Source organism: Marinobacter albus, assembly GCF_030238305.1.
GTDB lineage: Bacteria > Pseudomonadota > Gammaproteobacteria > Pseudomonadales > Oleiphilaceae > Marinobacter > Marinobacter albus.
On record NZ_JASSQD010000001.1, the window covers coordinates 263298 to 287360 of the forward strand.

General features: G+C 61.2%; 18 protein-coding genes. 9 read left to right on the forward strand and 9 right to left on the reverse strand.

Translation table 11 applies throughout. The features are described 5' to 3' along the window. Nucleotides 1-38 precede the first annotated feature (38 nt). The 3 genes from QQF73_RS01275 to QQF73_RS01285 form a co-directional block, all read right to left on the reverse strand. Nucleotides 39-2963 carry a transporter substrate-binding domain-containing diguanylate cyclase gene (locus QQF73_RS01275; RefSeq protein WP_219867225.1) on the reverse strand — a complete coding sequence of 975 codons (2925 nt, stop codon included), beginning with the start codon at nucleotides 2961-2963 and terminating at the stop codon, nucleotides 39-41. A 79-nt stretch (nucleotides 2964-3042) separates the two neighbouring features. After that, the gene (gene trxC / locus QQF73_RS01280; RefSeq protein WP_285366968.1) at nucleotides 3043-3480 is read right to left on the reverse strand and encodes a thioredoxin TrxC; all 438 of its coding nucleotides are present in this window, start codon (nucleotides 3478-3480) and stop codon (nucleotides 3043-3045) included. A gap of 77 nt (nucleotides 3481-3557) precedes the next feature. Next, nucleotides 3558-4001, reverse strand: coding sequence for a methylglyoxal synthase (locus QQF73_RS01285; protein WP_219867223.1), 444 nt, complete (start codon nucleotides 3999-4001; stop codon nucleotides 3558-3560). An 85-nt stretch (nucleotides 4002-4086) separates the two neighbouring features. On the opposite strand from QQF73_RS01285, the gene QQF73_RS01290 reads away from it, so the two are divergent. After that, entirely contained in the window at nucleotides 4087-4875 is a 789-nt protein-coding gene (locus QQF73_RS01290; RefSeq protein WP_285366969.1) for an ATP-binding protein, read from the forward strand. Between the two features lie 2 nt (nucleotides 4876-4877). Here the strand turns inward: QQF73_RS01290 and QQF73_RS01295 are convergent, their stop codons facing one another. Genes QQF73_RS01295 through pdsR form a run of 3 tightly spaced genes read right to left on the reverse strand, consistent with a single transcriptional unit; the run spans nucleotide 4878 to nucleotide 8951 of the window. After that, a complete protein-coding gene (locus tag QQF73_RS01295; RefSeq protein WP_219867221.1) occupies nucleotides 4878-6185 on the reverse strand; it encodes a DUF3422 family protein in 1308 nt (435 codons plus the stop codon). 15 nt (nucleotides 6186-6200) lie between these two features. After that, a complete protein-coding gene (locus QQF73_RS01300) occupies nucleotides 6201-8246 on the reverse strand; it encodes an ATP-binding protein (RefSeq protein WP_219867220.1) in 2046 nt (681 codons plus the stop codon). Between the two features lie 3 nt (nucleotides 8247-8249). Then, nucleotides 8250-8951 (reverse strand): proteobacterial dedicated sortase system response regulator, encoded by a 702-nt coding sequence (gene pdsR / locus QQF73_RS01305; protein WP_219867219.1) that lies wholly within the window; start codon nucleotides 8949-8951, stop codon nucleotides 8250-8252. Nucleotides 8952-9142: 191 nt separating this feature from the next. On the opposite strand from pdsR, the gene QQF73_RS01310 reads away from it, so the two are divergent. The 5 genes from QQF73_RS01310 to QQF73_RS01330 all read left to right on the forward strand — a co-directional run bounded on the left by QQF73_RS01310 (nucleotide 9143) and on the right by QQF73_RS01330 (nucleotide 13370). Then, nucleotides 9143-11269 (forward strand): marine proteobacterial sortase target protein, encoded by a 2127-nt coding sequence (locus QQF73_RS01310; RefSeq protein WP_219867218.1) that lies wholly within the window; start codon nucleotides 9143-9145, stop codon nucleotides 11267-11269. Further along, a complete protein-coding gene (locus QQF73_RS01315; protein WP_219867217.1) occupies nucleotides 11266-11868 on the forward strand; it encodes a class GN sortase in 603 nt (200 codons plus the stop codon). The genes QQF73_RS01310 and QQF73_RS01315 overlap by 4 nt, the downstream gene beginning before the upstream one ends. 48 nt (nucleotides 11869-11916) lie before the next feature. Then, the gene (locus QQF73_RS01320) at nucleotides 11917-12615 is read left to right on the forward strand and encodes a lysophospholipid acyltransferase family protein (RefSeq protein WP_219867216.1); all 699 of its coding nucleotides are present in this window, start codon (nucleotides 11917-11919) and stop codon (nucleotides 12613-12615) included. Nucleotides 12616-12720: 105 nt separating this feature from the next. Next, complete coding sequence (locus QQF73_RS01325) at nucleotides 12721-12963, forward strand: GlsB/YeaQ/YmgE family stress response membrane protein (RefSeq protein ID WP_219867215.1); 243 nt, start codon at nucleotides 12721-12723, stop codon at nucleotides 12961-12963. A gap of 2 nt (nucleotides 12964-12965) precedes the next feature. Beyond that, entirely contained in the window at nucleotides 12966-13370 is a 405-nt protein-coding gene (locus tag QQF73_RS01330; protein ID WP_219867214.1) for an MAPEG family protein, read from the forward strand. 55 nt (nucleotides 13371-13425) lie between these two features. Here QQF73_RS01330 and QQF73_RS01335 read toward each other — a convergent pair whose 3' ends face one another. Further along, a complete protein-coding gene (locus tag QQF73_RS01335; protein WP_219867213.1) occupies nucleotides 13426-13872 on the reverse strand; it encodes an OmpA family protein in 447 nt (148 codons plus the stop codon). Between the two features lie 303 nt (nucleotides 13873-14175). Here QQF73_RS01335 and QQF73_RS01340 point away from each other — a divergent pair, with 303 nt between their 5' ends. Beyond that, nucleotides 14176-15621 (forward strand): rhomboid family intramembrane serine protease, encoded by a 1446-nt coding sequence (locus QQF73_RS01340; RefSeq protein WP_285366975.1) that lies wholly within the window; start codon nucleotides 14176-14178, stop codon nucleotides 15619-15621. On the opposite strand, the gene QQF73_RS01345 is transcribed toward QQF73_RS01340, so the two are convergent. After that, a complete protein-coding gene (locus QQF73_RS01345) occupies nucleotides 15618-17072 on the reverse strand; it encodes a hypothetical protein (RefSeq protein WP_219867211.1) in 1455 nt (484 codons plus the stop codon). The genes QQF73_RS01340 and QQF73_RS01345 overlap by 4 nt on opposite strands. Before the next feature lie 176 nt (nucleotides 17073-17248). Between QQF73_RS01345 and QQF73_RS01350 the strand changes: the two genes are divergently transcribed. Beyond that, nucleotides 17249-19042 carry an ABC transporter ATP-binding protein gene (locus QQF73_RS01350; RefSeq protein ID WP_416383208.1) on the forward strand — a complete coding sequence of 598 codons (1794 nt, stop codon included), beginning with the start codon at nucleotides 17249-17251 and terminating at the stop codon, nucleotides 19040-19042. A gap of 265 nt (nucleotides 19043-19307) precedes the next feature. Then, nucleotides 19308-22067, forward strand: coding sequence for an aconitate hydratase AcnA (gene acnA / locus QQF73_RS01355; protein ID WP_219867210.1), 2760 nt, complete (start codon nucleotides 19308-19310; stop codon nucleotides 22065-22067). A gap of 44 nt (nucleotides 22068-22111) precedes the next feature. Here acnA and QQF73_RS01360 read toward each other — a convergent pair whose 3' ends face one another. Beyond that, the gene (locus tag QQF73_RS01360) at nucleotides 22112-24055 is read right to left on the reverse strand and encodes a sensor histidine kinase (RefSeq protein ID WP_285366978.1); all 1944 of its coding nucleotides are present in this window, start codon (nucleotides 24053-24055) and stop codon (nucleotides 22112-22114) included. Nucleotides 24056-24063: the final 8 nt, after the last annotated feature.

Below are 24063 nucleotides of genomic sequence, written 5' to 3' on the forward strand. Positions count from 1 at the left end.
GGGTGCTCCTTGTCGTTATTCTGGAAGTCTAGCAGCTCTCACTGTTTGATGGCTCGAACCTCGAGCCGGTTCCGCCCGTTCTCTTTGGCGCAGTAGAGTGCCTGGTCGGCAAGCCGCAGGAACGCAGCCGGGGAATCGCTTGGTTCCGGTATGCCGGTGGCGAGCCCGATACTGACGGTGAGGTGAATCTCCTGGCCGGAAAAGACCGTTGGGGAATCGGCGATGGCGTTCCGGAACCGGTCCAGCCGTTCGATGATTTCCCTGCGGTCCTGATAGGTGGTGAAGATAACAAACTCTTCGCCGCCAAAGCGTGACAGACGGTCCGTCTCTCGCCGGAAATGGCGCTTCATCATCTCCGCCAGGGTCTTGAGGCAGTGGTCGCCGGCGTCATGGCCAAAGGTGTCGTTGATGGACTTGAACAGGTCTGCATCGACCATGGCCACCGCGAATCCGTCCCGGTTACGCTGACACCACTGGAAGCTTTTCCGGAACTCCCGGTCAAAGTAACTGCGGTTGCCAAGCTGGGTCAGATCGTCTGTCACGCTCAGGCGTGCAAGGGCGTCATTGGCGCTCGCCAGTTGGCGGTTCAGCCGATTGAGTTTGCGGTTCCAGTAAAACAGCAGGGCAGCGCCGATGATGGCTATGCCCACCAGCTGCCACACCAGCCGGTAATCCACCGACTGCTCGATTTTGATATTGCGCCAGTAGCTTTCCAGCCCGCTTCGTTCCTCCGGGGTCAGGCTGTCGACGAGTTTCTGCATGATGTCATGCAGAACCGGTTCGTCACTGCGGGAGGCAACGGACAGCGACCAGTCGGCCGGGATCCGGCCGATGACCTTGAGGTCCGCCAGGCCAAGCTCCTGCATGTGGTAGCTGGCGGTTGCGAGGGTCGTGACGTATCCGGCAAGTTCATTATCCTGCAACAGTTTCATGCCCTTGGTCTCGTTCTCCACCTCGACCAGTTGCATCCCCGGGTACCGGTATTTCAGGAGTTCGGAGAAGGCATAGTCTTTGACCACGCCGACCCGCTTGTTGCGAAGGTCGCCCACGTTCTCGATGAACGGCGCTTCGATCCGGCCCAGGATGATATTGGGAACTTGCAGATAGGGTGTGGTGAAGTTCAGGTATTGGGCCCGCTCCGGGGTTTTCATCGCCAGTGCCAGCATGTCGCAGCGCCGCTCTCTGACAGCTTCCAGGCTTTCGGGCCAGGAATCTGTTTTTACGAGCTGAAACTGAATGTTGCCCCTTTCACTGAAAAGCCGAAAGGTTTCCGCCGACAGGCCCTCGTGTTCGCCGGATGAATCCAGCCCTTCCAATGGCATCCAGTCGTTGTCGATACAGTAGGAGACGTTTCGGTCGCGTTCGTCCAGCCATGCCTGCTCATCGGGAGAGAGGCTTAGCTTGGCCGGGCCGAGGGATTCCTCGGCAGCCGACGCACCCAGCCAACGATCTTCGATGGTCCTCATTTCCGTCGGGCTGATGGCCGCCAGTGCCTGATCGAGAATCTCTGCCAGCGGCGCCAGGGAGGCGCGCACCCCGAAGCGCAGATCCTCTCCGGGGTGGTCTTCAAACACCAGTTCACCGGCAATCCGGACACCGGGTATCCGCAGTTCCTGAATCCAGAAGTTGCCATTGGGCAGAGCGGCGAGCACGACATCCACACGGTCGTGTTCCAGGGACTGGAACATGGCTTCCTGGGAATCAAACACCTTGGCGCTGTCGCCCAGTGCCTGAACCACTTCTGTCTCGTAGTAGATGTCCGAACTGATGCCAACGGTGTAGCCTGACAGGCTTTCCAAACCGTTGTATTCAAGGCCGCCATCACGAGTGAAAACCACGTTGGGAATGAGGTAGTAGGGTTCGGTAAACCGGGCAAACGTCTGTCGTTCTTCGGTCAGGGACATGTTTCCCAATACGTCGATGGTGCCATCCCGTAGCATGGGGACGAGTTCCGACCAGGCGCCGCTGACGGGGATCACTTGCAGCCCGGTGAGATCTGCCAGACGATTGAGAACATCGACGGACAGCCCCTGCAGTTTGCCGCCCGCCTTGAAACTGAAGGGGGCATAATCCGGCATCAGGCCAACCCGGACCGGCCCCAGCCTGGAGATGAACAGGCGCTCCTCGTCGGTCAGTTTGAAGTTCAGGGTTTCGTTGATGCTGGTGCCGCCGAACTCCCGCCATCGTTGCAGCAGTTCCATTTTCCTGGATTCCGGGATGGCCTTGAGCCCCAGTTGTATGCGCCGGAACAGTTCCGGGTTGTCTTTTCTCACGCCGATGCGAAGGTCTTCCTGGGCCTTGGGGCCCAGCGGTGCCGGACCGGCAATGCTCAGAAAGTACAGGCCTGCAATGTTGGCCTGGTACTTGAGGCTCAGTCGTGGCCCCATGATGACGTCCACCCATTGGAACGCCAGGGCACGGACCAGGCTGGGGATGGAATCGTAGGTCCTGACGTCAATGCCGTTTTCAACGAGCAGGTCCCGGTAATAGACGTCTTCCACAACACCCACGGTGAGATCCTTCAGGTCGGCAAGGGACTCGACGTCTCCAATCGGGTGGGTTCCGTCCTGCATGAGGAAGGTCTGGCGGATATGGTAGGGCTCGGTGAACAGGATCCGGTCGGTCTGATCCTCCCGGTAGGAAATGGCATCGATGACATCAAGCCGGCCGTCCAGGAAGGCCTCGTAGAGCTCGGGCCAGTTGCCGGCCCGATACTCAAACTTGATGCCGCTGTTGGCCTCGATCTCTTTCAGGATATCCGGTGAAAAACCGGACGTGGTGCGGCCTTCGAAAAACGAGTAGGGCTTGTTGTCGGCGACGATGCCAACGGAAACCGTGTCTTCAGAGGCGAGTTCCTCGGCGCTGAGCGTAGAGCGGGGAACGCACAGACCCAAGGCGGAGAGAATGGTAAGCCCCAGCCAGATAAAAATAATGTTTGAACGGGGGGCGAACCAGTCGCTCATTGCGTTGCCGGTGATAGTCAGTCCCTGATAGGGATTCAGTCTAGTCGGTGCAACCGGCTTTGCCCAACGAGCGTGAACGTCAGGTTACAAACTGCTTCAGCCAGGATGAAAGCTGGGATGCGGACATGGCGCCGCTTTTCCGGGCAATTTCCTGCCCGCCGCGGAAGAGAATCAGCGTCGGAATGCTGCGAATGCCGAACTGACCCGAGGCCTGTGGCGCTTCCTCGGTATTCAGCTTGGCAAACGCGACCTTGCCGGCCCATTGCCTGGCAGCTTGCTGGAATTCCGGCGCCATGGCCTTGCACGGGCCACACCAGCTGGCCCAGAAATCCACCAGCACCGGCAGGTCAGACTGCGCCACGACCTTTGTCAGGGTGGCGTCGTTCAGGGTTGCGACGTCACCCGCCAGCAGGGGGCGCTTGCAGGCTCCGCAGTTCGGATTGTCCGCCAGACGGGCGGCGGGTACGCGGTTGGTTCTCAGGCAGTGGGGACACGTGATCTGGCGGACATCGGTCATGAGGTTTCTCCTAAACGGTCTGCCTCTTCAAATGGAGCCCAATGCCGCCGAATTCAAGATGCGCGGGTGCTGGCCGATCAGTCGCTGACCTTTCGCCCGGTGTAATCGGAAAAGTCCGGCTTTTTCGGGTGGTGCTGGTCGTCGGTCATGTAGGCGGACGTCAGGATGAACTCGGCGGTTGCGCGATTGCACGCCACCGGAATGTTCCAGAGGGCCGCTATCCGCAGCAGGGCCTTGATGTCCGGGTCGTGGGGTTGGGGTTCCAGTGGGTCCCAGAAAAACACCAGTAGATCAATTTCACCTTCGGCGATCTTGGCGCCAATCTGCTGGTCACCGCCCAGGGGGCCGCTCAGCAGACACTGGATATCGTCCCGCTGCAGGTTCTCGCGCAACAGGCGGCCTGTCGTACCGGTTGCGTAAAGGGCCAGGGGGGCAAAGCGGGTGCGGTTCTCGGCAACCCAGTCGACCAGCTCCTTTTTCTTGTTGTCGTGTGCCACCAGAGCGACGGATTTCACGGCCATTTGAGGTAAAGTCTCCTTTTTACTGAACGAATCCGGTGGCCAGTGTTTCACAGCCGGCCACCGGACGGAATAGGACAGAAGGGTTATGTCGGTGACCGAAACCGTTGATTGGAGAACCATATCCGCCGCGCTCTGGCGCCGCCACCGGTCCGGTTTGCGGGCCATTCGCCGGCTCGATCCGGTGCAGTGGCAGGACCTGACAGGCATTGATCGCCAGCAGCAGGCACTGGCCCGGAACACCGAGCGGTTTCTGGCCGGCGAACCCTCCAACAACGCCTTGCTCTGGGGGTCCCGCGGGACGGGGAAATCCTCCCTGATCAAGGCCCTGCTGAACCGCTACAGCGATCGCGGGCTGCGGATGATTGAGGTGGACAAGGATGACCTGGTGAACCTGCCGGAAATCGTCGATGACATCTGCGACCTCAGCTTCCGGTTCGTGATCTTCTGCGACGACCTGTCGTTCGACGTGGGTGAATCCGGATACAAGGCACTCAAGAGTGTTCTCGAAGGCTCGCTGGAACTGCCGCCGGAAAATGTCCGGGTCTACGCCACCTCCAACCGCCGACACCTGATGCCGGAGTTCATGTCCGACAACCTCAAGAGCGAGATCCGGGACGGCGAACTGCATCCGGCCGAGGCCATTGAAGAACAGGTCTCCCTGGCCGACCGTTTTGGCCTCCAGCTATCGTTCTATCCGTTCTCCCAGGACGTCTACCTGCAGGCGGTGGACGCGCTGTTCCCGGAGGTGGCCGACCGGGACGCCCTGCACCGGCAGGCCATCCGGTTTGCCACAGGCAAAGGCGTACGTAATGGCCGGACTGCCCAGCAGTTCTATCGCCAGTTTGCCGGTGACGACCTCTCGGACCAGGGCTAGGGCTACTGCCGTTTGGCGAGTTTGATGAACCGGTTATGTATGGTGCGCACGCCAAAGAATACCAGCAGCAGAGTGGCCGGTATGGCAATGCCGAGTACCAGTGACTTGTTGAAATCGAAACCGGCGTCGTACAGGGCCTCAAGTCCCAGCTTGAGGAGCCCGACCAGGTAGTAGGAAATCGCCACCACGGAAAAGCCTTCCACGGTGTGCTGCATCATCAGCTGGATCTTGGAACGGCGATCCATGGAACTGAGCAACTGCTGGTTCTGGCTCTGGATCGCCAGTTCAACCCGGGTGCGCATCATGTCGGAAGCCCGGTCGACCCGCCGTGACAGATCCTCCAGCCGTTCGCTGACCGCTTCGCAGGTCTTGACCGCCGGGGTCAGCCGGCGGGTCATGAATTCGGTGATGGTGAGGTGGCCCGAGAGCTCGTCTTCCCGCAATTCCTCCAGCCTCGTGAGCACCAGGCGGTGGTAGGCGCGGGTCGCTGAGAACCGGAAGGTGGAGTGTGCCCGGAACGCTTCAATGCGGGAGGCGATGTTGGTCAGTTGCGCCAGCAGTTCCTGTTCGTCCACGTCCTGTTTGTCAGCCAGCGCTTGGGTGATGGTCGCCATCTGCTGGTCCATATCGTTCAGTGCGGGGGTGATTTCCCGCGCCACCGGCAGCGCCAGTAATGACATCAGCCGGTAGGTCTCGATTTCCATCAGCCGCTGGGTCAGTCGGCCGAGCTGACTGTCCGACATATGGTGATTCATAACCATGAACCGCCCGAAGCCATCGCTGTGCAGCTTGAAGGTGCCCCAGACCCTTGCTGCGCCCTCCTGTGGGCTGCTGCCAACCAGCCGCATTCCCTCGAAATGTTGTCGCACGTAGGCCAGGTCCCCATGGGCGTCTTCGGTGGCCGGGCGGATTTCCAGATGGAACGCTGCGACAATGGTGCCGGTCAGCTGCTCGAGCCAGCCCTCTGGCAGCAATGAGATGCCGGTTTCGAGAAAGGGGGATTCGTCGCCGCTGGCCAGGTTGGTGAAGGTGTAGGTTGCGAACTCCATGTGCATTTCCCGACGAACCCGGAGATTGCCAAAGGTCTGTTCGAAACAGCCTACCTCGTGCTCTGGCACCGGATAACCCAACTGACGGTGCAGTTGCTGCAGGTGCAGAAACTGTTGCCGGCGCTGCTCCGGGGAAGTCAGTACCGCCATCTGGGTAACCCGGGCCGGGGTAGGCAGTACCTGGAAGGGACGTGAGTGCAGTTCGTTGTACAGATCATCCCGTAGGGGATGGATGTCGAGGCAGTCCAGTCGTGCGCTCACGGCAAGGTCCTGTGGTCAAGAATTGGCTGACGGGATGATAACGCGGAATCGGACCCCGTCAATTCCACTTTGGACGCCATTGGCGGCTTCCACGCTCGCCCCGTGAAAGTCGGCAATGAGTCGGACTATCAGCAGGCCTTGGCCCAGGTGGCCCTCTTCCTGCCCTGCACGCAGGGACACAAAGGGACCGAAAATGTCGGTTCCGGTGTCGCCGGGCAGAGCCGATCCCTCGTTGAACACCGACAGCCAGAGGCCATCGGCATGGCTTTCGAGTTCCACCTGAATCAGTCCGCCCTCGGGGGTGAAGTCCCGGGCGTTGTCCGCCAGCTTGTCGAGCAACTGGACCATGAGTTCGGGGGAACCGATCATGGCGCAACCGTGCTCGGGGCCGACGTACCGGATCCGGTGATGTGGATCCAGTGTCTGATAGGCAGCGGTCGCCTGGGACGCCACTTCGGCGAGATCAAAGCGTTCCTTGTCAGCGTGGTCAAAGCTTTGCTCCAGTCGGGCCGCCTCGCTCATGCCATTGAGGATTTGACGCAGCCGGTCGGTCGCGGCTGAGGCCCGTTCCAGGTATTGCTGGCGCTCGCTTTCGGATTCGCTGTGGCTGAGGTTTTCCAGTGACGAACGGACCACGGCAACCGGCGTTTTCAGCTCATGGGACAGGCGCCGGGAAAAACTTTCCAGATAGCGGTTATACCCGTGCAGGCGATCCACCATCTGGCTGAAGTGGCGCTGGAGCTGCCCGAGTTCATCGTCGGATCTGGAAGCAGGCAGGGAGCCGGTAATCCGGCCGTCCTCATCCACGCTGGCACTGACTGCCCGCTGTAAGCGTGTGATGCGCCAGGACAGCCAGCTGGCGTAGCCCAGCAGGACCAGGGTCAGGCCGACAATGATCAGGGTGCTGCGGGCGATCACCGAACCCAGGGTGGAGCCCGAGAGCGTCAACAACTGGTCCAGGGATTGTTCGAGGATCAGGGTTCGGCCGCCGAAGACCGGTTCGGTGGTCAATAGCCAGATGCTGCCGTCATCGTGCTGGACCAGCCCTTCCGATGGCAGGGTGCCGGGTGCCAGGCGATTGCCACCGTTGACCGCATCCGCCGGCTCTGGCTGGTAAAACCGGATCAGCGCCCGCAGGGCATTGAGGCTGATCTGTTCGGTAACCTGGAGTGGGCTCAATTGGTCGAATTCCGGTGGGGCCTGACCGGGCGTGACCTCTTGCTGTGCCATCACCCAGCCAGCCGGTTCTATGACCCGCACGCTCTGGCCCGGATTCAAGCGGGGCTCCAGTTTCCGCTCCAGGCCATGATCCGGGCGGACAAGCACAGGCATGGGCTTAACCGGCGTGCTGACACCGGCAGCCGGGTTATCGTCTGCCCACCGGGCGGCAAAGCCGAGCCGGCTGCCGTTGGGCGGTTCGGGCATCTGGAACTCAAGCTGCCAGCCCGAACGTGTGGTCTGCCAACTGCCGGTCACGCGGTAGTCGGGGGTGTCGTTGTCGGACCCGTCGAGGGCGTAGAAGGTGCCGGGTGCTGTTGCCCTGATAAGCCAGGACCGGTCCTCAGCGGTTATACCCACGGTGTCGTCCGGCGGTTGCAGCCAGAGTAACAGGCGATCGTGGGGGGCGTCGGTGTTGCCGGGGTCATACAGCGTCGGCTGGCGATTGGTGATGCGAATCAGGAGGTAGAGGTGGCGGCCGTCGGAGGCGGCTTGCCATTGAAGCCCGGGTTGCCCCGAGGCCTTGTCGGCCCCGGTGTTGGCTTCCTGCCACGACTGAACCTGTTCACCTTCTTCGTAGCCGGGCCAGTCGTCCGGGTACCCGTCAAGGTTCAGGGAGCGGTCCAGTGCCTCGACGTAAATGGCCGGCTGCTCAGGCGTGACCGGCGTCTTGCCCACCAGTGCGTCGCCCGTGGTTTCGGCCAATCGCTTGGCCTGCATGCGAAGCTGCTCTCGAGCCTGTTGGCGCAGGGCGTCGTCCAGCTCCAGCACAAACTGCAGGCCCGCCCAGGGAATCAGCAGCATGAGCAGGCTGGCAATCAGGAGCTGACGTTTCAGGGTCAAGTTTCAGGCCTCATGCGCGTTCCAGCGGTACCCCATGCCATAGGCGGTCTGAATCCCGTCGAACTCGCCATCCAGCTGTGTGAATTTGCGGCGAATCCGCTTGATATGGGAGGTCACCGTGTTGTCGTCGAGAACGGTGCTGGCCGCCTCCATCAACTGATCGCGGCTGCGAACGTGCCCGGGATGCTGGACCAGGGAATGCAGCATCCAGAACTCCGTAACGGTCAGGTCCAGGGGGCGTCCGTCCCAGGCCACGGTCATCCGGTCCACATTAAGGGCGAGGCGTCCGCGCTCCAGAACCTCATCCGGCTTTTGCAGCGCTTCCGCCCACGCCTCGGCGCGGCGCAGGAGAGCGGTGACGCGCGCCAGCAGGTGTTCCATGCTCATGTCCTTGGTGACGTAATCGTCGGCACCAAGCCGTAATCCATGCACCGAATCTATGTCGCTGTCCCGAGCCGTCAGAAAGATGATGGGCAGGGTCTGGGACAGGCCCCGCAGGTCCTGGCACAGGGCGAAGCCCCCCTCCGGCTCATCGCCGAGGCCGACATCGATGATGGCGAGGTCGGGCAGTTCCTGCCGCAGCACCTGCCAGGCGGCTGGCCGGTCACCAAAGGCGGATACCCGATAGCCACGGCGCTCGAAGGCGACGCGGTAGTTATCGCGAATGGCGGGTTCGTCTTCGATCAGAACAATGTGTTTCTTCATGGTAAGGACAGTTCGGCTAACCAGTGAGCTTCTATTTAAACACGGCAACCGGCGAGAGCAAGGTTGTCGCCGAGGTTGCCACAATTGATCATTTTTTGCGGCCGGAATGCCCGGATTTGCCACCTCAGGCACTCATGGGATTGCTGAAATGACTGCATCTCGACCAATCATGCAGCAAAAAGGATCCCGACATGATGCTTTCTACCGGTTTACTCAAACTAGCACCCAGGCTCACGGACGGCCAGTTCCGCCGGGCGCGGCGCTGGGCCGAAGGCGTCAGCCTCTGGCTGGCGGTTCTGCTGATGCTGTTCGTGCATCCGCTCTATGCGGAGGCCAACCAGATGGAATTGGAGAACGCGGGCCTGCTGCATTTTGTGGATGCAGGGGGGCGCTGGCAGGAGCCGGCGATCATCCTCGACAGCGAGTTTGAGATCCGGGTTAGCGGTCTGATTGCGGACAGCCAACTGACCCGGCGTTTCCGGAATACCAGTGGCGAATGGCGCGAAGGCGTGTTTGTGTTCCCTTTGCCGGAAAACGCCAGCGTCTATGGCCTGACCATGAAGGTCGGGGAGCGCACCATTGTTGGCAAGGTGCAGCCGAAGGCCGAGGCCCGCAAAACCTATGAAAAGGCCAAGGCCTCGGGGCGTCATGCCGCCAATGTCGAACAGCAGCGCCCGAACCTGTTCACCGCACGCGTGGCAAATATCCCGCCGGGCGAAACCATCGCGGTGGAGCTCCGCTACCAGCAGCCGGTGGATTACCGGGCAGGTGAGTTCGAGTTGCGCCTGCCAACCACACTCACGCCCCGTTACATGCCGGGTCAGCACCTGGCAGAGCAGTCCGGGCAGTGGCAGGGAGGCTGGGCCGTGCCCACGACCGAGGTGCCGGACGCCGATGCCATCAGCCCGTACACCGTTCGGGCCAGCGACGTGGACGCCGGCAGCCACCGGGCGTCGGTCCGGATGACGATCGACGCGGGGCTCCCGCTGGCCCGGGTGATCAGCCCCACGCACCGGCTCGAAACCCGTCTCGATGGCCAGACCGTGCAGGTACAGCCAGAGCAAGGGCGACTGTTGATGAACCGGGATTTTGTGGTGCGCTGGCGCCCGCTGGCGGGGCAGGAGCCCACGGCTGCTGTGTTTCATCAGCGCTGGCAGGAAGAAGACTACCTGCTGACCATGATTGTGCCCGGCAGTGGCAACGCCCGGGTCTTGCCTCGGGAGCTGGTGTTCGTGATCGACACCTCCGGCTCCATGGCTGGCGAGTCCATTCGCCAGGCTCGATCTGCGCTCCAGCGCGGTCTCGACACCCTGAAGCCCGAAGACCGGTTCAACATCATCCAGTTCAACAACCAGACTCACGCCCTGTTCATGCAGCCGGTACCAGCGATCGGTAACAACCTGGCCCGTGCCCGTCGCTATGTCGACGCGCTGAATGCGGATGGCGGCACCGAAATGGCCCCTGCGCTCGAGTTGGCGCTGGCTACGCCAACCGACGGCGGTGGGGCCGAGGACCCAGCGGAACGGGTGCGTCAGGTCGTGTTCATCACGGATGGCGCGGTAGGCAACGAAGCGGCGCTGTTCAACCAGATTCGCCAGCAACTGGGGCGCCAGCGCCTGTTCACCGTGGGCATTGGTTCGGCGCCCAACCTGCATTTCATGCGTGAAGCGGCCCGCTGGGGCCGTGGCTTGTACACCGCCATCCAGGATCCGTCGGATGTCGGCGGCCCGCTTGAAACGCTGTTCAACGCCATGGAGGCGCCGGTACTGACCGACGTCCGGGTCGAATGGCCAGCCCAGACCGGTCAGGTCGAGAGCTTTCCGGCTCGCCCGGGGGACCTGTTTCAGGGGGAGCCGCTGATACAGGTGGTGCAGGGCAGCGCGCCGGAGGGGGTCCTGAAGGTGTCTGGCAAGCTGCCGGGGGGGCAGAAATGGGAGCGCTCGCTGGACCTGCAGCAGGCGGCCGAGGGCACCGGTGTGGCCCGCCACTGGGCGAGGCAGAAAATCGACAGCCTGCTCGATACGGCACGACTGGAGGGAACACAGCCGGACAAATCCCGTGTGACCCGCCTCGCCGTGGAGCACGGTCTGATGTCGCCCTACACCAGTTTTGTCGCCGTCGATGATACCCCCGTCCGGCCGTCCGGTGCGCCGCAGGGGACGGACCATCTTCCCACCTTGCTGCCGGCGGGCAGCAAGGCCGGTATGTTGCGCTACCCGCAGACGGCCACGGTGGCCCCATTGCTGACCGCCCTGGGCCTGACCGGCCTGATGTTTGCGGCGGCCATTGGCCTGTTGCAACGGAGGCAATCCGTATGAGTCGCTTCTTTCTTTTACTGGCCACCTCGTCAGCCACACTGCTGGTGTTCGGGCTCTGGATTCCGCTGAAAGCGGTGGTTGCCCAGGAATTGCTGGAACTGGCCTGGGCCGAGAGCCAGGCCAGACAAACCGACACCCGGCCCTGGCCCTGGGCTGACACCTGGCCGGTGGCCCGTCTGACCGTGCCCGAACTGGACCAGTCAATGATTGTGCTGGCGGGCGGGCACGGTGAGAGCCTGGCGTTCGGGCCGGGACAGGTGCTGGGCAGTGACGACGGCCGGGGCCCGAAGGTCATCGCGGGACATCGCGATACCCATTTCGACCAGCTACAGTACTTGAAGACGGGCAGTGAATTGCGGCTGCAGGATCGGGATGGCGATTGGCGGACCTACCGGGTGCTGGCTACACGCATCGTCGACAGCCGGTCTGAGCAGATCGATACCCGGCTGCTGTCCGAAGATTCCCTGCTCCTGGTGACCTGTTACCCGTTTGACAGCATGGATGCCGGTGGCCCCCTTCGTTACGTGGTGGAGGCCCGCGCAGGCAGGTCCGGCAACGGCAATGATATGGAACAAATTGGTACTGTTGCCGGAACCTGAGGTTGGCGTACACTTGTGCGCCAAAATTCGGCGACAGAGTTGTGTTACATGGGTGCACTGAGAAAACTGCTGGCGTGGGCGAGCGTACCGGTTATCTGCCTGTTTGCGCTGGTGCTTTACCTTGCCCGACCGTTCAATCCGGACAACAACCGTCTGCTGGCCCTGGCAGTAGCGCGGGTGGGGCGTGCCCTGTTGGGCATGGAACGCCCCCTTGAGGGCCTTGAAAACATGCCGACCGATCGCCCGACGGTGGTGATTGCCAATCATCAGCACAACGATGATCTGTTCGTGGTCGGTGACCTGCTGCCGCCGCGGACCGTGACGGTCGGCAAATCGTCGCTGGTCTGGATTCCCTTCTTCGGCCAGGTGTTCTGGCTCGGGGGTAACGTGATTCTGAATCGTGCCCGCTCCCACAAGGCCATCGCCACCATGCGGGCCACCAGTGAAGCCATCACGCGTGAGCGCAAGAGCCTCTGGGTCTTTCCCGAGGGTACCCGCAGCCGCGGTCGCGGACTGCAGAAGTTCAAGAAAGGTGCCTTTCATGCCGCCGTTGCCTCCGGCGCCCCGATCACCATGGTGTGTGCCCGCCAGTATGAGGACAAGACCCTGGGCTGGAGCGGTCGACGGGAACCGGTTCCCGTCCGTATTTTGCCGCCGATCGAAACCGCGGGTATGACCACTGAGGACATCCCCGAGCTGATGGTCCGCTGTTACAGCCAGATGGCCGAGGCCATCGCCGAGTTGTAGAGGAGCCACCGGGTTCTACGGGAAGTTCTTGAAGCACCTGCAGAAACAGGGCAGTCTTGGCGGGTCTGAACACGTTGTTGGATGACCCTCAGGGAGATGCAAGCAATGAATCTGATTCTGTTTCTGATAATCGGTGGTGTCGCCGGCTGGCTGGCCGGACTGATCATGAAAGGCCGTGGCTTTGGTGTGCTGGCCAATATCGGTATCGGTATTGTCGGCTCGTTCATCGGCGGGTTTCTCTTTCGCCTGCTCGGCCTCATGGCGCAGGGCGCAGTCGGTGAACTGGTCACGGCGACCGTTGGTGCGGTGCTTCTGCTTGCTATCGTCAGCAAGATCAAGAAGGGCTGAGCATGATCATACCCGTAACTGGAGTGTTTGCCGCGGTTATCGGCATTCTATTGCTGGTGTTGTCGGGCCAGGTGGTGAAGTTTCGCCTCAAGTACAGTAAGGGCATGGGAATCACTGATGACCGGGACTTCGAGGCGGCGGTCCGGGCCCATGCGAACCTGGTGGAATACGCTCCCATTGGCCTGTTGATGCTGGCGGTCGCTGAACTCAACGGTGTCCCGTCGGGTCTGGTGTACTGGAGTGGGATGACCCTGGTGGTGGGGCGGGTATTACACGCCTGGGGCATGATCAATGGCCGGGGCAAGCCCCACTGGGCTCGCATGATCGGCATTATCATGACCTGGCTGGCGATTCTTGCGACCGCCATTCTGCTGGTCTGGAATGTCTGGCAGGTGTACGCCGGCTAGAACCGGTCGCAGTAAAAAGGGGCCATCTGGCCCCTTTTTTGTGGCGATGTTGTGCTCAGCCCTGCATGGCGTGGGGCAGTTCCTGGGTCAGGTATTCCAGTTCGACCCGACGGTTTGCAGCGTGATCCTCCGGTGTGGCCAGCGGCCGGCTGGAACCCCATCCGGTCAGAACAAGTTGGGACTCCTGCACCCCTGCCTGTACCAGCAGGCGGGCTACGGCGTTGGCCCTGAGGCGGGACAGAAACTGGTTGTAATCCTCACCGCCAAAATTGTCGGAGTGACCGTGAATCCGAACCCTGACATCGGGGTGCTGCCTGAGATAGGCGGCGTGTTGCTGGAGCATGGCGTCATCGGCAGCATCCAGCGCGTGCTTGTTGAAGCCGAAATGAAATTTCAGACGGTGAGGGCGTTTGGCTTCGGTGGCCAGCGCGGCCGGGGCGAATCCGGACGCCAGGGCGAACTTGGCAATGAGATCCGGGTTGTCCAAAACGAGTACGGTCATTGGCAGTATCCTTGATTCCAGTATCCGGTTTTTCTTGTTATTCCCACTCAATATTGTCTTGGGCGGGAATAACGGCAATTGGCGAATGGTCGATAAGGCATGTCCGCTCCCTGATGGCCTGATTAAATGGCATTTCTGTGACCCTTCCGTGACAGGGGCAGCGAGAAACCATCGAACCGGACACATTTCCGGGCTTGCATCGGCTTTGCCTTGACGCCGGATACTATTTGAGCGCGAAAAGAAGGCCTTACTGTGGTAAAAAACAGGTTTTCAGGGACAGATTGTGATGAATTGTGACCGCCCATGCTGATTATTCCCGCCGAGAACGCCGTTAACTGGAAACGCCCGCCCTGGGTCACCCTTGGGTTGATGCTGACCTGCCTGCTGGTTTTCCTGTTTTACCAGGGCGGCGATAGCCAGAAGCTCGAGCAGGCCGTGTCTCAATACCTGGAGTCCGAGCTTCAGTCACTCGAGGCACCGGTGTATGAGGATTACCTCCAGCGCCAGATCCGATTTGAAGGCGCCCAGGACCGGGTGTATGAACTCCAGCAATTCCAGGAACTGCGGGACGACAACGAGCAGTTCTGGCTGGCGGTGAACCTGCTGATGGACCGGGAGTTCTACCAGTACCTTCAGGAAAACCAGTCGGTTATCTGGTCCGCCGGCGACCGGGCCCGCTGGAACGAGCAACGGACGCCGATCGAGGACCGATTCATCCAACGGCTGAGCTCCTTTGAACTCGGGCTGGTCCCGTCTGAGCTGTCCCTGTACACGTTGATCACCTATCAGTTCCTGCACGGTGGCTGGGGGCACATTATCGGCAACCTGGTGTTCCTGTTCCTGCTCGGATTCACCGTCGAAAAAGCCCTGGGACCGGCCCGCTACCTGGTCGCCTACCTGCTTTGTGGTGCCCTGTCCGGGCTGGTCTTCACTGCCTTCTCCTCGGGCAGCCCGGTGCCCCTGGTGGGCGCTTCCGGTTCCATCTCGGGGCTGATGGGGATGTATGTGGCCATCTACGGCCTGCAGAAAATCCGGTTTTTCTACTTTCTCGGAGTCTATTTCAACTATTTTCGGGCGCCGGCCCTGGCCATGCTGCCGGTCTGGCTGGGCAAGGAAATCTACGACTACTGGTTTGCCGGGGCCACTGGCATCGCCTACATGGCCCACGCCGGTGGCCTGATTGCCGGCGCGGGGCTGGTCTGGATGCTGGGGCGCAGCTGGTTGCAGGTTCGGGAAGAGTTCTTCGAGCCTGAGGCGGAGGAGCAGGATGCCCGTTTCACCAATGGTTATGCCCAGGCCATGGCCAGTCTCGGGCGTATGGAGTTCGATCTGGCGCGCCGGCAGTTCGAGGCGCTGCGTGAGCATTATCCGGACCGTCCGATACTGCTGGAGCATCTGTACCGGTTGGCGAAGCTTCGTCCCGATCTGCCGGAATATCGGGACCGCACCCGCGAGCTGATGAACGATGCGATGGCGCGACGGCAGCCGGAACAGATGATCGAGGTCTGGCAGGACTACCTGGGTAAAGGCGAATGCCACCAGCCGCTGAGCGCCGAGGATCACAACCGGGTGCTGTTCACCAGTCTCAAACAACAGGACCTGAAGGCTGCCGAGAAGGCGTTCGAGCGCCTGCGCAGCACCGGAGAAGAGGTGCTTACCGCAGAGGCCTGCCGGCTTCTGGTGGAAGAGTTCGAGAAACGCCAGATGGCGCCCAAGGCCCGGCATTACCGGCAGTTGCTTCAGGCCTAGTCGTTTACTGCGAAGGTTGCCTTCGGTCCTTTCAGGGGCTCGCGCTTTGCCGCCTGTTCCAGGTAAGTCGCCATCTGTTCGTGCAGCGGATGGTTCAAACAGCGTTTCTGGATGAACGTCAGGAACGCGGTCGCTTTCTCCCACTGATTCAGCCCGTTTGCGAGTGTCTGTGCCACCAGCAGGTAGGCCGGCGCCAGCTGGTCGCTGTCCGGGAAGCGCTTGTGGAAGTCCTGTAGCAGTTTCAGCGCTGGCCTGAACTGGCCGCGATGGTAGAGGGCTCGGGCGCAACGTACGGCCAACTCCGGATCCTCCAGGCGGAACTGGGGCTCGGCGGTTTGCAGGGATGCCAGCATGGCTGCCATGCCATCGCCGTCGTTGCGGTCGGCCAGCCAGCCAAGGATTCGCGGGTGGTAGCGATAGAGCTCGGTCAGGTCGTTGCGGGCGGTCAGCAGCTGGTACAGCTGGCTGATACGAAGGGCGTTGTCGCGGTCGCGTTTGAGCGCTTCTTTGAGCATGGACTGCACCCGGTCGTAGTTGCCGTCCTTCAGGTTCATGTCGATGTCGGCGTCGAAACGCGCGCTGCGATCACGCTCACGGTTGTCCTGGCCTGTGGGCCCGTCCTGCAGGTCGGAGGCGAATCCCAGCTCCTCCTGGTACTGGAACAACAGGTAACCGAGCATGTGGAACAGGATGAGGGTGAAGGTACTGTTCAGGAAACCGGCCAAGGGCTGGGAGACCCAGAACGGAAAATGATTGACGGCGAAATCCTGGGCAGCGCCCGAGGCCAGGGTCAGGAGGATCAGGTAGCCGTAGAGCAGGAAATAGGGGCTGCCGATCCGGGAAATGAGCATCGCCAGGTTCATCGGATTGACGGCCGCGCCCACCGAGCGTTCCATGGCCAGTACCATGATGCTCGCGGGCATGGCGAGCACCACGAAGGCGAGGGCGAGCATCATCAGGAGCGGCCCCCCCACCATGCCCGCCGCCGCCACCAGTCCGCCCATCAGGACAAACACCAGCAATTGCAGGATGACAATGTCGAAGCCGCTGCCGGTGAATGCGACGGAAACCGGGGGCGGTTTCAGGTGGCCTTCGGCAGTATGGTTGATCACCGCGTAGGTATACTTGAACAGGGCGAAGGCGAGCACCAGCCAGATCAGGATGCCAATCAGGTTGGCCGGAGCGACCACCGGAACCAGGGTGCAAACGGCGATGACGATCAGCGGATCGCTATGGAACGGGTAACGGAAAAACGCACCGACGCGGTTCCAGAACGGCACCACTTCGGTGGCAGCGCCCAGGTACCGCATGGCCTTGCTGCACTGGGGGCAGAGGGCCCGGCGGTTACGGGTGTCGGCATCCGGCATGCAGCGACTGCAGTAATGCATCTGGCACTCGCCGCAGTGCCATTTGGCGGGGGAGCCCGGGTGGTAATCGCAATCGTGTTTCACGGTTGGCCTTTGTCCTGGTCCGTCAGAAGAGATCGAGGGCCAATGATGACAGATGTTATTGGCAATCGCAGCAAACCGGTTAACAGGTAGACTATTGTCAGAACCCCGACGTATGGGTCAGGGCAGGCAGTCAAACCGGAGGAGTCTTGGACCAGCAACCACGCACCAGCCGTTCCATCGATATCGACAGCGCGCAGCGCCATTACCAATGGCGTGATGTCTTCGCGCTGGCGCTCAAGCATAAGCCGCGCCTGGTCAAGGCGAACCTGCTGGCGATCATGGCGACGGTGATGAGTGTGCCGGTGCCCCTGCTGTTGCCGGTGCTGGTGGACGAGGTGTTGCTGGAGGAAGCGGGGCCGGTGCTGCCGGTGATGAACCGATTGCTGCCGGAAGCCTGGCAGCAGCCCGTGGTCTACATTGGCCTGATGGTGCTGGCGGCGTTTGCTCTGAGGTTGGCGGCGCTTTCCTTCAATGTCTTGCAGTCCCGGGAATTCTCCAAGGTGTCGAAGGACGTGGTCTTCCGGATCCGGTCCCGGTTACTCGGTCGTTTGCAGCGGGTGGCCATGTCTGAATACGAAACCCGGGGGTCCGGTGGAATCAGCAGTCATTTCATTACCGACCTGGACACCATGGACCAGTTTCTGGGGACCACCATCAGTCGCTTCCTGGTGGCAAGCCTGACGGTAACCGGGACGGCGCTGGTCCTGTTGTGGGTGCATTGGCAGTTGGCCCTGCTCATTCTGTTGTTCAACCCGCTGGTGATCTTTGCCACCATCCTGATTGGCAAGCGGGTCAAGGAACTCAAGCGCCGGGAGAACGCGGCGTATGAGGCGTTCCAGGGCGATCTCACCGAAACCCTGGATGCCATCCACCAGCTCCGGGCGGCGAACCGGGAAAAACACTACCTGCGCCAGCTGATCGATCGGGCCCGCACGGTTCGGGACCATGCCATCCAGTTCGAGTGGCGCAGCGATGCGGCTTCCCGGGCCAGCTTCGCGCTGTTCCAGTTCGGGGTTGATGTGTTCCGGGGCGCGGCCATGGTGACGGTGTTATTCAGCGATCTGAGCATCGGCATGATGTTCGCCATATTTGGCTACCTCTGGTTCATGCTGACCCCGGTGCAGGAGATGCTGAACATGCAGTATGCCTGGTTCGCCGCCAACGCGGCCCTGAGCCGCATCAACCGTCTTCTGGAACTGGAAGAGGAGCCTCGTTATCCGGCGCTGGAAAACCCGTTCCGGGGTCGCCACACAGTGGGGCTGACCCTCAGGGATGTTCATTTCAGCTACGACGGCGAGCCCGTATTGAGGGGCATAAACCTCGACCTGAAACCGGGCGAAAAAGTGGCGGTGGTGGGGGCGAGCGGCGGTGGCAAATCCACACTGGTTCAGGTCATCCTCGGTATGTATACGCCCCAGCGGGGGGAGGTCCTGATCGACGGCGTGCCGGTCCAGCGCATCGGGCTGCCCTGCCTGCGGGAGCACGTAGCCACCGTGCTGCAGCACCCGGCACTGTTCAATGACACCGTGCGCCAGAACCTTACGTTGGGGCGTGACAAGCCCGAGTCCGAGCTCTGGGAGGCCCTGCGCATCGCCCAACTGGATAAAACCGTTGCGATGATGCCCGACCAGCTCAATACCATGATCGGGCGCCAGGGCGTTCGCCTGTCAGGCGGCCAGCGGCAACGATTGGCGATCGCCCGGATGATCCTGTCGGACCCGTCGGTGGTCATCCTCGACGAAGCCACGTCGGCCCTGGATGCCGAGACCGAGTTCCAGTTGCACCGGGACCTGGAAGCCTTCCTGCGCCAACGCACCACCCTGATCATCGCCCACCGCCTGAGTGCGGTGAAACGGGCCGATCGTGCTTGCGTGTTTGAAGATGGCCGGATTATCGAGGAAGGCCATCACGACGAGCTGATCCAGCGCGAAGGACTTTATGCCCAGCTCTACGGAGAACGGCAGATGTAGTCATCGACCTTGGTCGGACATTCACTGGACGAATGCCGAACATTCACCGGGCGCAGTTGAACTCTGGTCAATCGGTGCAATAGTTATAGGTGACTTCACATCTCCGAGTCCTTGCACCAGTCTGTCCCGTATTGTGTATGAACCAATGTCGCGCGCACACTGATGCAAGGGCTTGCGCATGGCTCCTTGGCGCCCGTATAGCGGGGTTTGCCATGCTCAATCAGCCTTCCGGTATGTTCGGATAACGACGAAAAGGAGGCACCACATGTCGAACGACAGTCCCAGCAAAGACAGCCTGAATACCTTGTCCAGCCTGGATGCGGGTGGCAAGACCTACCACTACTACAGCTTGCCAAAGGCGGCGGACACCCTGGGTGATCTCAACCGGCTGCCGTTTTCCCTTAAGGTCCTGATGGAGAACCTGCTCCGCAACGAGGACGATACCACGGTCGATCGCAGCCACATCGACGCCATGGTGCAATGGCTGAAGGACCGCCGTTCCGAGACTGAGATCCAGTTTCGTCCGGCCCGTGTGCTGATGCAGGACTTTACCGGTGTGCCGGGGGTGGTTGACCTCGCTGCCATGCGCGAGGCCGTGAAGGCTGCGGGCAAGGACCCCGCCCTGATTAATCCGCTGTCACCGGTGGATCTGGTGATCGACCACTCGGTGATGGTGGATCATTTTGGCGATCCGTCGTCGTTCAAGGACAACGTCGCGATCGAGATGGAGCGCAACGAGGAGCGTTACGAGTTCCTGCGCTGGGGCCAACAGGCCTTTGACAACTTCCGGGTGGTGCCGCCGGGCACGGGGATCTGTCACCAGGTCAACCTCGAGTACCTGGGCAAGACCGTGTGGTCGAAAGACCAGGACGGCAAGACCTTTGCGTACCCGGACACCCTGGTTGGCACGGATTCCCATACCACCATGATCAATGGTCTGGGTATTCTGGGCTGGGGCGTTGGTGGTATCGAGGCCGAAGCCGCGATGCTGGGCCAGCCGGTGTCCATGCTGATTCCCGAAGTGGTCGGCTTCAAGGTTACCGGCAAGCTTCGGGAAGGCATTACCGCCACCGATCTGGTGCTGACGGTGACGGAAATGCTGCGCAAGAAAGGGGTCGTGGGCAAGTTCGTGGAATTCTACGGCGACGGTCTCAAGGACATGCCGGTGGCGGATCGGGCCACCATTGCCAATATGGCCCCCGAGTACGGGGCGACCTGCGGCTTCTTCCCGGTCGATGAGCAGACCATCAAGTACATGCGCCTGACCGGCCGCGAGGACGATCAGCTCGAGCTGGTGGAGGCCTATGCCAAGGCCCAAGGCCTCTGGCGGGAGCCGGGCCATGAGCCGATCTATACCGACACCCTGGAACTGGACATGGGCGAAGTCGAGGCCAGCCTGGCAGGTCCGAAGCGTCCCCAGGACCGGGTGGCCCTGAAGAACATGAAGGCGTCGTTCGAGTTGCTGATGGAGACCGCCGAGGGGCCGGCAGACTCCCGGGAGAGCAATCTGGAATCGGAAGGGGGGCAAACCGCTGTGGGCGTGGAGGACAGTTATGAACACCACGCCAGTCAGGATGTCGAGATGAATGGCGAATCCTTCCGCCTGCATCCCGGGGCGGTGGTGATTGCGGCGATTACCTCGTGTACCAACACCTCGAATCCGAGCGTGATGATGGCCGCTGGCCTGATCGCCCAAAAAGCCGTCCAGAAAGGCCTGAAAACCAAACCCTGGGTAAAGACTTCGCTGGCGCCGGGCTCCAAGGTGGTGACCGACTACCTGAGAGTTGGCGGGTTCCAGGACGATCTCGACGAACTGGGCTTCAACCTGGTCGGCTATGGCTGCACCACCTGCATCGGTAACTCGGGTCCGTTGCCGGATGCCGTTGAGAAAGCAGTCAACGATGGTGATCTGACCGTGGCATCCGTGCTCTCCGGTAACCGTAACTTTGAGGGGCGGGTGCATCCCCAGGTGAAGACCAACTGGTTAGCATCGCCGCCCCTGGTCGTAGCGTACGCGCTGGCCGGTAACGTCCGTCTGGATCTGGTTAAAGACCCTCTTGGCGTCGACAAGGACGGTAACCCGGTTTTCCTGAAGGACCTGTGGCCGAGCCAGCAGGAAATCGCGGAGGCTGTCGAAAAGGTAAAAACCGACATGTTCCGCAAGGAATACGCCGAAGTATTCGATGGCGACGCCACCTGGAAGGCCCTCAAGGTGCCCGAGAGCAAGGTGTACGAGTGGTCCGACAAGTCCACCTACATCCAGCATCCACCGTTCTTTGAAGGCATGGGGGAAGAGCCGGAAGCCATCGAGGACATCCGGGACGCCAACATCCTGGCGCTGATGGGGGATTCGGTGACCACCGATCACATTTCGCCCGCCGGCTCCTTCAAGCCGGATACACCGGCCGGCAAGTATCTGCAGGCGCAGGGTGTCGATCCGAAAGACTTCAACTCCTACGGCTCACGCCGCGGCAACCACGAAGTCATGATGCGTGGCACCTTTGCCAACGTCCGCATCCGCAATGAAATGCTCGACGGCGTAGAGGGTGGCTTCACCCGGCATGTGCCTTCGGGCGAGCAAATGCCCATCTACGATGCGGCCATGAAATACCAGGAAGAGGGTACGCCGCTGGTGGTCATCGCCGGCAAGGAATACGGCACCGGGTCCAGTCGCGACTGGGCGGCCAAGGGAACCCGCTTGCTCGGTGTCCGGGCGGTGGTGGCGGAATCCTATGAGCGGATTCACCGGTCCAACCTCATCGGTATGGGCGTGATGCCGCTGCAGTTTCCGGAAGGCACGGACCGCAAGAGCCTGAAGCTCACGGGTGAGGAAACGATCAGCATCGAGGGTCTGTCTGGCGACATCGAGCCCGGGCAGACCCTGACGATGACCGTGACCTACAAAGACGGCTCTACCGACACCTGCAAGCTGAAGTCGCGTATCGATACGGCCAACGAGGCGGTCTACTTCAAGCACGGAGGCATCCTGCACTACGTGGTGCGGGAAATGCTCAAGTCCGCGTAAACCCGCGTGACAGTGTGGGGCCCGGCGGAATGTTCCGTCGGGCCTCAGTGCGCTTCCTGCCTGACTGCCTGCGAAATAACCGGTAATTCCAGCCAGAACAGGGCACCGGCTCCCGGTGTCGAATGGTAGTCAACCTTGCCATCCATATGGGCCATCAGTTCCCGCGTGATGGCGAGCCCGAGCCCGGTGCCGCCCTTGGCTCTCCGGTCTGACGCATCCGCCTGGGAGAACTTCTGGAAAATCTGTTCCCGGAATCCCGGGGCCACCCCTTCTCCATGGTCCCTTACGCACAGCCGGATCCGGTCACGGTAGTTTTCGGTAAAGACTTTGACTTTGGCGCCGTCGGGAGAAAACTTGATGGCGTTGGAAAGCAGGTTGGTAAAGGCCTGGTCAAACCTTTGCCGGTCGACGCGGACTCCCACCGGGGCGATGGTATCGACGACCAGTTTTATCCGGCGTTCCTGGGCCAGTGGGTCGATGTTTTCAGCGCATTCCTGAACGAGCTCTGGCAGCCGGTGATCGCTGAATTTGAAGGTCATTTTTCCGGCCGCAAGTTTCTCGATGTCCAGCAAATCGTTGATCAGCATCGCCAGTTGCCGGCTGTTGCGGTAAGCGATCTGCGCCAGCTTGGAGGCCCGTTCCGGGAGTTCGCCCGCGGCGTTGTTGGCAAGCAATCCCAATGAGCCCGAGATGGAGGTAAGCGGGGTTCGCAGTTCATGACTGACGGTGGAAATAAACTCGCTCTTCAGGCGATCCACTTTTTTCTGTTCCGAGATGTCTTCGGTTATGAGCCAGATGACGGATTCACTGTCGCGGGCATCGAGCCGGAGCCCATGGAGCATCATCGGCACCAACTGCTGTTCCGCATTGGGGAAAAAGCCCTCCAGTCCACTGAATCGGACTTTCTTTTTCAGGGTGTCCCGAATGCCCGGTCTGGCAGCCTGAGGCCTGCCGTGGTGATCGAGGGGGCTGTCGAAAAAGGTCAGCGATTGCGCTGCGATGCCAAAGCTGCGTTTGAAAGCCTGGTTGGCCTGAAGCAGCACCCCGCGATGGGCACTGTAGAGCGCTATGCCAATCGGCGCGAGCTCAAACAGCCCCTTGAACCGGCGCTGCATTTTCCGGTCTTTCAGCAACAGGTTGGTGAGCCAGAAAGTGCCGGCGGTCACCACCAGAACCGTCAGGGCCAGCAAACCACGCACGAGCCAGGGCGCTTCGGGATGACTGGGCCAGCCGCGGACCGGTTCGGCGAAGAGGGTCCAACGGGTGCCGGGCATGTTCAGACTGGTCGTTACCGGGCTTTCCCACCGGTTGGAGCCTGTCCCCAGGAAGAAAGCGTCGCGGTTATCGGGGTCATCGGACGTCGACAGTCCGAACTTGAGGTCGTCGTCAAACGGGACCACACCGGCGGCCCGATAGAGTCGCTTCAGGTCCAGGATGACCGAGACGACCCCCCAGAACTCACCGGTCTGACTGTCGAAAATGGGAATGCGGCCCGCCAGCCCCTGGCCGCCCTGAACCAGGTTGATGGGGCCACTGAAAACCGCCCGGCGGGAATCGAGCATCAATTTGATCTGGTCCGGCGGCATGCTCTGGTGTGTCAGATTGAGTCCCAGTGCGGCCTCATTTCCCTCCATCGGGTAGATATTGCGAATGACGAATTCGGGAGCGAGGCCGATATTCCTCAGTTCCGGTGCCAGGCTGAAGATCACCGCGGCCAGTTCGCGAAAACGCTCTTCGTCAATGTCGGGCTGCACGGACACGTTGGCCGCCAGCCCCCAGACGGTCTGGATGTTCTGCAGGATGGTGCCCTGAAGTTTGAGGCTGAGATCATCAAGCCGCGCCTGCCACTGGTGGCGTACATCGGTTTTATGACGGCTGGTCCAGGAAGCATCGAGCGACACGGCCACGGCGACCATCAACAACAGGACACTAAGCCGGGAAGCCCAGATCAGCGAATGAAACAGTTTGTCCCGATTTTTTGAAGGCATGGCGTTCG